Below are 7601 nucleotides of genomic sequence, written 5' to 3'. Positions count from 1 at the left end.
AAAATTATAGCCCCAATGATGTTATCTAAAAATATTATTACAATGAAAAAGTTTATTTTATCCTTAGTACTCATGGCTGTAACAACAAGTTACAGCCAAGAGTTAAACCTACCAGTGTTTACGCAGTATTTAGCTGATAACCCTTTTATTCTTTCTCCTGCTTATGCTGGTATTGGAGATAATCTCCGTATTAGAGCCAACGGTTTAACTCAATGGGTCGGAATTAAAGATGCACCAGATAACCAATCATTGTATGCAGATTTTCGTGTTCTAGATCGTTCTGGAGTTGGTATATCATTGTATAATGACAGCAATGGTAATACAAGACAAACAGGAGCAAAAGTTTCGTTTGCCCACCACTTGATTTTAGATTATCGTTCAGAACAGTATCTTTCATTTGGTATATCATATAACTTTAATAGTTTCCGAATCGATACGGGTAATTTTACAGGAGACGTAAATGGCGTTCCTGTGGCATTAGACCCTTCAATTACAGACAATCGTTACAATTCAAATAACAACTTTGACATTAGTGCATTGTACCGTAACAAAGGATTTTATTTTAGTTTTAACGCCAATAACGTTTTAAAGAAAAATACAGATAAGTATAGAGGAGTAGAACCTGATTTGCTTTCTAATTATCAGATTTATTCTGGATTTACTTTCAGAGATGGAGAAAACAGACGTATCGAATATGAACCATCGGTTTTCTTTCAATATTTTGCAAGTGACCAACGTTCTACAACCGATTTGAACTTCAAATACAGACGTTACAATCGTTATGAAGATTACTATTGGATTGGAGTTTCTTACCGTTTCTTAAACGACCAGTTCCCAAAACCTTTATCAATGGGACCAATGGCTGGTTTTATGAAATCTAAATTCTATTTTGCATATTCTTACCAGATAATGTTTAATGGTCTTGGAGCATATAACTCAGGAACACATTCAATCACCATCGGATTCGATTTCTTGCAATCAATCAGTAACTGTCCTTGTACACAGAGTCCAGTTCACGATTAAACAAGTAATTTTTATCATCTTTGAGAATAATTTTGTTTATTTTCATAATTTACAACGTTTTCGTTTTTATTAATGGATTATTTTTGCTTTTTTGAAATTTAGACTACGCTAAAAGTTCTATATTTGTTATTCTTTCAAAAAATTAAAAAAATTAGCAGATGAAAACTTTAAGCGATTTCGATTTTAAAAATAAAAAAGCAATTATCCGTGTTGACTTCAACGTGCCATTGGATGAGAATTTTAATGTAACAGATACAACACGTATCGAAGCGGCAAAACCAACAATTGATGCTATATTAGCACAAGGTGGAAGTGTGATTTTAATGTCGCACCTTGGAAGACCAAAAGGAGCAGAAGAGAAATACTCTCTAAAACATATTTTAAAAACGGCTTCTGATATTTTAGGAGTTCAAGTAAAATTTGCTGAAAACTGCGTTGGAGAACCAGCTCAAACTGCAGCAAAAGATTTAAAACCAGGCGAAGTTCTTTTATTAGAAAACTTACGTTTCCACGCAGAAGAAGAGGCAGGAGATGTAGCTTTCGCTAAAGAATTAGCTTCTCTTGGAGATATTTATGTAAACGATGCATTTGGTACTGCTCACAGAGCACACGCATCGACTACAATTATTGCACAGTTTTTTCCAAACGATAAATGTTTCGGAACATTATTGGCAAAAGAAATTGACAGTTTAAATAAAGTTCTTAAAAACAGTGAAAAACCTGTAACTGCTGTTCTAGGAGGTTCTAAAGTTTCTTCTAAAATCACCGTTATCGAAAATATCTTAGATAAAGTAGATCACATGATTATCGGAGGAGGTATGACTTTTACTTTCATTAAAGCTCAAGGCGGAAAAATTGGTGAGTCTATCTGCGAAGATGATAAATTAGATTTAGCTCTTGAAATTTTAAGATTAGCAAAAGAAAAAGGAGTTCAGGTACATATTCCTGTTGATGTTATTGCTGCAGACGATTTCTCAAACAATGCAAATACTCAGGTTGTAGACGTAACTGCAATTCCTGATGGATGGCAAGGTTTAGATGCAGGTCCAAAATCTCTAGAAAACTTCAAAAAAGTAATTTTAGAGTCAAAAACAATTCTTTGGAATGGTCCATTAGGAGTTTTTGAAATGGAAACGTTCTCTAAAGGAACAATCGCATTAGGAGATTATATCGCAGAAGCTACTCAAAATGGAGCATTTTCATTAGTTGGTGGTGGAGATTCTGTTGCAGCAGTAAAACAGTTCGGATTTGAAGATAAAATGAGCTACGTCTCTACTGGTGGCGGGGCAATGCTTGAAATGTTAGAAGGAAGAATTTTACCTGGAATCGCTGCGATTTTAGACTAAAAAATCACAATTAACATTTTTTTAAACACTTTTCTTCGATAAAGGGCTTAGATTTGCAAAAATACAACTCTTGTAATTGTTTGAATTACAGAATTTTAAAATAATGTTATATGATTGTAAAAAAATTATCATTAGTGGTTTCGGCTTTCTTCTCGTTAGCTGTCTGTGCTCAAGAAACGGCAAAGACAGATGTAGAATTGAAGCCAGAGGTTAAACTTTCATATTTAGATTCTATTAAAAGTACTTTCAAAAAAGACAATCTAGCTACAAAAGTAGACAGTCTTTGGATGAACGAATTAGTAAGTCTAGATATTTATGATGATCTAACCAAAGACATTCAAACCATTAACAAAGATGTTACTGTTGATGAAGAACTTCCAACCGAATTGCTAAAACAGCGTTTGGCGGCGATGAATCAGAAATCACCTTTTGAAATTCAATACAATCAAGGTTTAGAAAATATAATAAAGTCATTTCTTAAGAACCGTAAAAAATCGTTTTCTCGATTAATGGCTTTATCAGAATATTATTTCCCAATGTTTGAGGATGCTTTTGCAAAACAAAACGTTCCTCTGGAAATAAAATATTTAGCCGTTGTAGAATCTGCTTTAAATCCTAAAGCAGTTTCTAAAATGGGCGCCACGGGACTTTGGCAGTTTATGTATGGAACCGGAAAACAATACGCTTTAAAAATTGATTCTTATATCGACGAAAGAAGCGATCCTCTTAAAGCTACAGCAGCAGCTTCAGAATACATGACCAAAATGTTTAATATTTTTGGAGACTGGGAACTGGTTTTAGCTTCTTATAATTCAGGTCCAGGAAATGTTACTAAAGCAATTCGTCGTTCTGGCGGAAAAACAAAATACTGGGATATTCGTAATTATCTTCCAAAAGAAACTCAAGGTTACGTTCCAGCTTTCTTAGCAACAATGTACCTTTTTGAATACCACAAAGAACACGGAATTAACCCAGAAAGAGCAGTAGTTAAAAACTTCGAAACAGATACTATAGCAGTCAAAAATCAAATGTCTTTCAAACAGATTGCAGATTTATTAGACATGCCACAATCGCAAATTCAGCTTTTAAATCCATCTTATAAAATGGGAGTTGTTCCGTTTTACCAAGGAGAACAGCATTTTATTCGTCTTCCAAAAGATAAAGTAGCAACTTTTGTTTCAAACGAAGATCAGATTTATGCTTATGTGAAGTATGATTCTGAAATGAAATCAACTAATTCAAGATTAGCTATAAAGTATACTCCAAAAACAAAACCAGCGGTTGCAAAACCAGCAACAGCAGTTGAAAGTGGAGATTTCGAATTTTACAAAGTTAGAAAAGGAGACAATTTAGGCGCAATCGCTTCTAAGTATAATGTAAGCATTAGCGAGCTTAAAAAATGGAATAATTTAAAAACAAATGCCGTTGCAATAGGCAGAAGTTTAAAAATTAAATCTGAAGAACCTGCACCATCAGCTATTAAAGCAAATGCAGTTATAGATAAAAAAGAAGAAGCTATTGCTTCTGCTGAAGAAAAAACGAAACCTACAGCAGTCGATATGGACTATGTTGTAGTAGCTGGAGATAATTTAGGTAGCATTGCAAAGAAATTCGGTACGACTATTGCGGAGTTAAAAGAACTTAACGATTTAACTTCAAATAACATTGGTTTAGGAAAAACACTTATTATTTCTAAAGCAGCAATAGTTATAGAAGAGCCGGCTTCAACAGCAATTGCATCAAACTCGGTTGATTCATTCAAGAAAAAAGCACCTTCTAAAAACGTTAGCGAAGATTATTACGTTAAGAAAGGAGATTCTTTATACAGCATTTCTAAAAAATATCCTGGAGTAACAATTTCAGATATTAAAAAATGGAATGGTATTAAAGATGAAGATATTAAACCGGGAATGAAACTTAAAATAAACGGATAATAGAAAAATCTTATTAAATTTGGGTTTTATTTCATAAATTAAAAAAATGAATAAAACCCATTTTTTATTGCTATTACTTCCGTTTTTCCTGACTTCTTGTTTCAAAAGTGAAAAACAAGAAACAGTCTCAGGAAAAACCAATACCATTTCGGTCATTATAGACGACCAGTTATGGTATGGAGAAGTGGGCGATAGTATTAGAAATAAATTTGCCTCACCAGTTCTTGGACTCACTCAAGAAGAACCACTTTTTACCATTAATCAATATCCTGCGAGATTGCTTGAAGGTTTTGTTACCGATAGCCGAAGCATTATTGTGGTAAAAAAAGCTACAGCTGATAAATTCGAAATCATTCGTAGCAAAAACCTTCCACACAATACTTTTCGCATTTACGGAAAATCAGTAGATGATATTATTTGCAGTATAGAATTAAACTCAGCTCAAATAATAAAAATTATTCACGATGCTGAAATTCAAAAGATTCAAGAAGATAATAGCACTTCACTATTAAATAAAGCCATTATAAAAAACAAATTCCATATTAATATTCAGATTCCGACAGGATATGAATACATGTTGCACAAAAGGAATTTTATCTGGCTTAAAAAAGAAATCATAAGCGGTAATACTAGCTTACTGATTTACCAAATTCCGCTTAGCAACTTTAAGAAGAAAAAAGATGTCGTAAATGCAATTGTCAAAATGCGTGATTCGGTTGGCAAATACATTCAAGGACGCGAACCCAATACGCAAATGATTACCAGCGAAGCCTACGCACCGTATTTTTCAAAGGTAACCTTAGACAATAAAGACGCCTTTGAAACAAAAGGAACTTGGGAATTGAAAAACGATTTCATGACTGGGCCATTTATCAATTACGCTATAGTAGATCCAACTTTCAATCGTGTTTTGGTTATCGAAGGATTCTGTTATTCGCCATCACATCAAGAACGTGATCTAATGCTAAATCTTGAGGCAATTATAAAAACAGTTAGAATCGATAAACGATAAAGGTTTTTACTTTAGGTTTCAAGTTAATAAAGTTGCGTGATAAAATCTGCGCATTTCTCTGAGAACTTCACGATAAAATAGACAAGGCACATCAACTTAGAAATAGAAATTCGAAACCACGATTTTTTTTCGTAATTTTATTTGTAACAAACATTAAAACAAATAGTTATGAAAAAATTAACCGCAATCTTAGCAATAATAACCTTATGTTTAGTTTCATGTAAAAAAGAAGTAAAAACAGAAACGGATACTGCAAAAGACTCTCTGGCCGTAAAAACCGAAGAACCACTTATTGAAGAGCCATTAGATTCTGCTGCGCAAATGAAAGCTTGGATCGCTTATGCAACTCCAAGTGAAGCACATAAATTAATGGCCGATGAAGTTGGAAGTTGGAACTGCGATATGACATTTTGGACTGATCCAAATGGTAAACCACAAAAATCGACCTCAGTAGCAGAAATCAAAATGATTTTAGGAGGACGTTATCAAGAAGCTGTTTATAAAGGAACAATGATGGGACAACCTTTTGAAGGAAAAGCTACACTAGCGTACAATAACGCAAGCGAAGAATATACCAGCACTTTTATCGATAATATGGGAACAGGAATGATGGTTGGCATGGGAAAATACAATCAAGCAGCAAAGAGTATGGAATTTAAAGGCGAAATGGTTAATCCTGTTAATGGCGAGAAAACACCATATCGCGAAATTTATACAATCGTTGATCCGAAAACCAGAAAAATGGAAATGTTCGATATGAAAAACGGATCTGAATATAAAAGCATGGAAATTGTTATGACGAAAAAGTAATTTTTCTACAAGACACAAATTACAAATAAGCAAAGGCATAAAGTTTATATATGAATATAACTTTGTGCCTTTGCTATTTTTATTAGAAACTTTAGCATAGCAAAAAAAAATATAACTTAGCGTCTTCGTGCCTTTGTGGCAAAAAATAAGGAAGAATGGATTTAAAATGGAAAATAAAGCCTTTTGAGGCATTAACTGTTCATGAGTTATATGATTTACTCAGATTGCGTAGTGAGATCTTTGTAGTAGAACAAAATTGTGTTTATTTGGATCTTGATGGTAAAGACAAGAAAGCATTGCACCTAATTGGAGAATTTGAGGGTAAAATCGTAGCTTATTCTCGTTTATTTGATGCTGGAATTAGTTTTGACAATGCTTCTATCGGAAGAGTTACTGTAGATGCAAATTACAGAGATAAAAAATGGGGGCATGAATTAATGCAGGAAGCGATTGCGGGAATTAAATCTAATTTTGGAAAAGACAAAATAACTATTGGCGCGCAATTGTATCTAAAGAAATTTTACGAAAGCCATGGTTTTGTTCAAATCAGCGAAATGTATTTAGAAGATGATATTCCGCATATTGAGATGATTCGAGAATAACTAAATAATGAAATAAATACGAAATAAGCATAGAATCTTAGTAACTCAGCATCTTAGAAGCTCTAAAAACTTAGATTTTAGTAATCACAAATTCTACCCTACGATCGTAATTATCGCCTTTTCCTAACGGATATTTATTGCCGCAGCCTATATAGGTCATGCGGCTTTTTGATATTTTTTTTGAAATTAAATAATGGAAAACAGTTTTTGCACGATTCCAAGAAAGCCTTCTTTCTTTAGTATCTCTGTCAATTCCATCGCTATAAATTTCGGGTGTGCAACAAACATGTCCGCGAATTTCAAAATTTAAGTTTCGATGATCTTGAAGAGTTATGGCAATTTTATCTAATTCCTTTTTAGAATTGGTAGTTAATCTAGCACTTCCAATATCAAATAAAATAGACTCTAGGCAAACTTTATCTCCGACTTTTAAAATGTCTTTGAAGGAAGAATGAATTCCTTTTCCGAAACTATTTTTCTTAACAACAATTAAATCAACCCGCCGATTTCGCAGACGTGTTTCGTGCAGATTTTCTACAGTATCTGCTTTTACGACAACGCGTCCTTTTCCTTCTAGAATAACAATTTTACTTTGATTGAAGCCTTTTTTAACTAATAGATTCTGAATTGTATTGGCTCGATTATTAGATAATCTAAAATTATACTCATCGTTGCCGCGATCATCGCAATAGCCATAAATCTGTATAGACTCTACTTTAGAAGTGTCTATGTTCTTTATAAAGTTAGAAACCACATTGATTTGCTTTTCTGTCAAATCATACCTGTCAAATTCAAAGTAAATGGTTTCAACAGGTTTTTGCTGTGCGTTTACTGTATAAAATGAAAAAAGAATCAGGGCTAGAGGTAACTTCAT

General features: G+C 33.3%; 7 protein-coding genes. 6 read left to right on the top strand and 1 reads right to left on the bottom strand.

The features are described 5' to 3' along the window. The first annotated feature begins 42 nt into the window (after positions 1-42). The 6 genes from AC1Q5Z_RS09195 to AC1Q5Z_RS09170 all read left to right on the top strand — a co-directional run bounded on the left by AC1Q5Z_RS09195 (position 43) and on the right by AC1Q5Z_RS09170 (position 6727). Positions 43-1023, top strand: coding sequence for a PorP/SprF family type IX secretion system membrane protein (locus AC1Q5Z_RS09195; protein WP_233074027.1), 981 nt, complete (start codon positions 43-45; stop codon positions 1021-1023). A gap of 158 nt (positions 1024-1181) precedes the next feature. Next, complete coding sequence (locus AC1Q5Z_RS09190) at positions 1182-2369, top strand: phosphoglycerate kinase (RefSeq protein WP_198855097.1); 1188 nt, start codon at positions 1182-1184, stop codon at positions 2367-2369. Positions 2370-2479: 110 nt separating this feature from the next. Next, positions 2480-4303, top strand: a complete 1824-nt coding sequence (locus AC1Q5Z_RS09185; protein WP_343584638.1) for a LysM peptidoglycan-binding domain-containing protein — start codon at positions 2480-2482, stop codon at positions 4301-4303. A gap of 46 nt (positions 4304-4349) precedes the next feature. Next, positions 4350-5315, top strand: a complete 966-nt coding sequence (locus AC1Q5Z_RS09180) for a DUF4837 family protein (protein WP_198855099.1) — start codon at positions 4350-4352, stop codon at positions 5313-5315. A gap of 168 nt (positions 5316-5483) precedes the next feature. Continuing rightward, entirely contained in the window at positions 5484-6125 is a 642-nt protein-coding gene (locus AC1Q5Z_RS09175) for a DUF1579 domain-containing protein (RefSeq protein WP_343584641.1), read from the top strand. A 155-nt stretch (positions 6126-6280) separates the two neighbouring features. After that, positions 6281-6727, top strand: coding sequence for a GNAT family N-acetyltransferase (locus AC1Q5Z_RS09170; RefSeq protein ID WP_492444455.1), 447 nt, complete (start codon positions 6281-6283; stop codon positions 6725-6727). A 70-nt stretch (positions 6728-6797) separates the two neighbouring features. Here the strand turns inward: AC1Q5Z_RS09170 and AC1Q5Z_RS09165 are convergent, their stop codons facing one another. Then, on the bottom strand, positions 6798-7601 hold the full coding sequence (locus AC1Q5Z_RS09165) for an OmpA family protein (protein ID WP_492444453.1): 804 nt from the start codon (positions 7599-7601) through the stop codon (positions 6798-6800).

Source organism: Flavobacterium sp. GW823-FHT06G12 (assembly GCF_058794775.1).
The sequence above is the reverse complement of the archived record's forward strand: the minus strand, read 5'-3'. Positions and strand labels throughout refer to the sequence as shown.

What these genes read in the sequence shown, in the direction of transcription:
- AC1Q5Z_RS09195 (WP_233074027.1), top strand. Translation starts at nt 43, where the DNA reads ATGAAAAAGTTTATTTTATCCTTAGTACTCATGGCTGTAACAACAAGT.
- AC1Q5Z_RS09190 (WP_198855097.1), top strand. Translation starts at nt 1,182, where the DNA reads ATGAAAACTTTAAGCGATTTCGATTTTAAAAATAAAAAAGCAATTATC.
- AC1Q5Z_RS09185 (WP_343584638.1), top strand. Translation starts at nt 2,480, where the DNA reads ATGATTGTAAAAAAATTATCATTAGTGGTTTCGGCTTTCTTCTCGTTA.
- AC1Q5Z_RS09180 (WP_198855099.1), top strand. Translation starts at nt 4,350, where the DNA reads ATGAATAAAACCCATTTTTTATTGCTATTACTTCCGTTTTTCCTGACT.
- AC1Q5Z_RS09175 (WP_343584641.1), top strand. Translation starts at nt 5,484, where the DNA reads ATGAAAAAATTAACCGCAATCTTAGCAATAATAACCTTATGTTTAGTT.
- AC1Q5Z_RS09170 (WP_492444455.1), top strand. Translation starts at nt 6,281, where the DNA reads ATGGATTTAAAATGGAAAATAAAGCCTTTTGAGGCATTAACTGTTCAT.
- AC1Q5Z_RS09165 (WP_492444453.1), bottom strand. Translation starts at nt 7,601, where the DNA reads ATGAAGTTACCTCTAGCCCTGATTCTTTTTTCATTTTATACAGTAAAC.